At 44.6% G+C, this 2,391-nt stretch carries 3 protein-coding genes; all 3 read right to left on the bottom strand.

Annotation, left to right across the window (positions count from 1 at the left end; translation table 11 throughout):
• Nucleotides 1-189: 189 nt before the first annotated feature.
• Nucleotides 190-654 carry an OsmC family protein gene (locus tag WA010_RS05405; RefSeq protein ID WP_422556124.1) on the bottom strand — a complete coding sequence of 155 codons (465 nt, stop codon included), beginning with the start codon at nt 652-654 and terminating at the stop codon, nt 190-192.
• On the bottom strand, nt 651-2,036 hold the full coding sequence (gene argH / locus WA010_RS05400) for an argininosuccinate lyase (RefSeq protein WP_422556123.1): 1,386 nt from the start codon (nt 2,034-2,036) through the stop codon (nt 651-653). Before argH ends, WA010_RS05405 begins: the two co-directional genes overlap by 4 nt.
• Nucleotides 2,037-2,122: 86 nt before the next feature.
• The coding region (locus WA010_RS05395; RefSeq protein ID WP_422556122.1) for a cytochrome C at nt 2,123-2,391 on the bottom strand (269 nt) is incomplete at its 5' end.

Below are 2,391 nucleotides of genomic sequence, written 5' to 3'. Positions count from 1 at the left end.
CATCTCCACTTCCATATCCTCGGTGGAGCGAAGCTCAAATGGGGTCATTTTGCGGATGCTGATCCGAAAGACTTTTTTTAATTAACCCCGTTCGCCCTGAGCCTGTCGAAGGGTAAGTTCATGGTTCGACAAAACAAGGGTACCGCTCGCGAAGCGATGTTTCCTTGAGCTCACCACGAACGGAGTTTACTATGCATTACACCCTTGCAACGCACCGAAATCGATAGAGCTTCCACCACCGCTAATCATTGTTTCATTTTCACGAAGCACACTGCCATTATGGAGTATCGTATAGGTGATTGCCGTTGTGTCTCGGATCGTATTAATCGTTGAACAATAGGTTTCCAAACTCGCCATGACCCAACGTGCCGCTAATGTATCATCCGCATTGGAATCAAATGAGTATTGCAGATGAAGGGTGTTGAATTTGCGCGGGGGCGTTTCATTGCGCACCACTTCTCCGCTTACCGATAAGTTTTTTACCTCATACCCCTGCTTTTGAGGAAGCATGACGATGTCGGTCGCGGTGCATCCGATCAAACCGCTCAAAAAATACTCAATCGGAGAGATTTGAGGACAATCGATAATAAAGCTCCCCTTTTCGGTTTTGGCTTCAAAACGCATCGCATCCTGATGGGAGACAACTATTTTCATTTGACATCCTTCAGATAATGGTCAAAATAGACAAGTTGCTCCAATGTACGCACTTCCGCCGTTCCCCCTTGAGAGACGCGGGCATTCATCGAATGCTCAATCGCCAAATAAGGGATAACATCCTCTTTGATACGGCTATCGATGGCGTGAAGTTCACTGTAAGCGATGTCACTCAAATCGATTCCCAACACTTCGGCACGCGCAACCGCGCGTCCGGTAATATGGTGTGCTTCACGAAACGGAACGTCGCAATGTTCTACCAAATAGTCCGCCAAATCGGTCGCACTCAGATGTCCGAGCTTACAAGCACGTGCCATGTTTTGAGGCTTGATCGTCATCGTTTTAAGGGCTTCACGGAGAATCTCAAGAGAGATTTCAGCGGTTTCAACACTGTCAAATACCCCCTCTTTGTCCTCTTGGGTGTCTTTATTGTAGGCTAATGGCAACCCTTTCATCACGGTCAAAAGTCCCATTAAGTTTCCAAATACCCGCCCTGTTTTACCGCGAAGAAGCTCAGGAACATCGGGGTTTTTCTTTTGCGGCATAATCGATGAACCGGTTGAATACTGATCGGAAAGTTCCACAAAACGAAACTCATAACTCGACCACATAATAATCTCTTCTGAGAGACGAGAAATGTGCATCATCAATGTTGAGATATTAAACAAAATTTCCAAGGCGAAATCGCGATCACTCACCGTATCGAGACAATTTATACTGACTGAATCAAATCTGAGTGAGCGAGCCGTCATTTCACGATTGATATTGTGCGGAGTACCTGCCAGTGCGGCACATCCGATCGGGGAGATGTTATTGCGCACGGCAGAGCTCTCAAAACGCTCGCAATCGCGCTTAAACATAGATGCATAGGCAAGAAGATGAAATGCAAAGTTAATCGGCTGTGCGTGTTGCAAATGGGTCATCCCCGGAAGCAGTGTTGTCGTATGATCGCGTGATATATCGACGATAGCACCCATAAGTGCTTTAATCTGCTCAACGATTTCGCGGTTTTTACGAAGCACATATCGGCGGAAATCAAGGGCAACCTGATCGTTACGACTGCGCGCCGTATGAAGTTTTTTCCCCGCTTCACCGATAATCGCAGTTAATCGTTTTTCAATCGCCATGTGGAGATCTTCATCGCCGATTTTCCACTCAAATACACCCGATTCGATTTCGCTCAAAACCTGAGCCATCCCCGATTCGATTAAACGTGCCTCTTCATGGGTTAAAATCCCTTGATGCGCCAACATTTTGGCGTGAGCGATAGAACCTTCAATATCTTCACGGTAAAGTTTTTGATCAAACATGATTGATGCGTTAAATTTTTCCAATAAGGTTGACGCATCCTGTGTGAAACGTCCCGACCACATCTTTTCCATGGTATCTCCGAATATTAATTAGTTGGGGGATTTTAGCGAAGTTTGGTTTAGAAGAAAATCATCCCCTCAGGGGTGAGAAAGAAAGTTTAATTACAGGCAGGTACGTTACCGCTATCGGATGCATATTCAATTAAAAAATCTTCTATATGTTTAGCACCTCTCGTATAACTACGATCATTGAAATATTCCCATGAACTTGCAGCTTTTTTTGAAGAGAGATGAATTTCAGCAAGTTTTTCTCCTTTGTTATCCATTAATTTTTCCCAAATACGCTGCTTTTTAGATGCAGCTAACTCTTGACCGCCACCATGACATTCTTTACAAGAATCGATATAAATTTTTTGACCTTTATAGG

It is taken from the genome of Sulfuricurvum sp., from assembly GCF_049305995.1.
Lineage (GTDB): Bacteria > Campylobacterota > Campylobacteria > Campylobacterales > Sulfurimonadaceae > Sulfuricurvum.
This window is presented reverse-complemented; position numbering and strand designations above follow the sequence as displayed.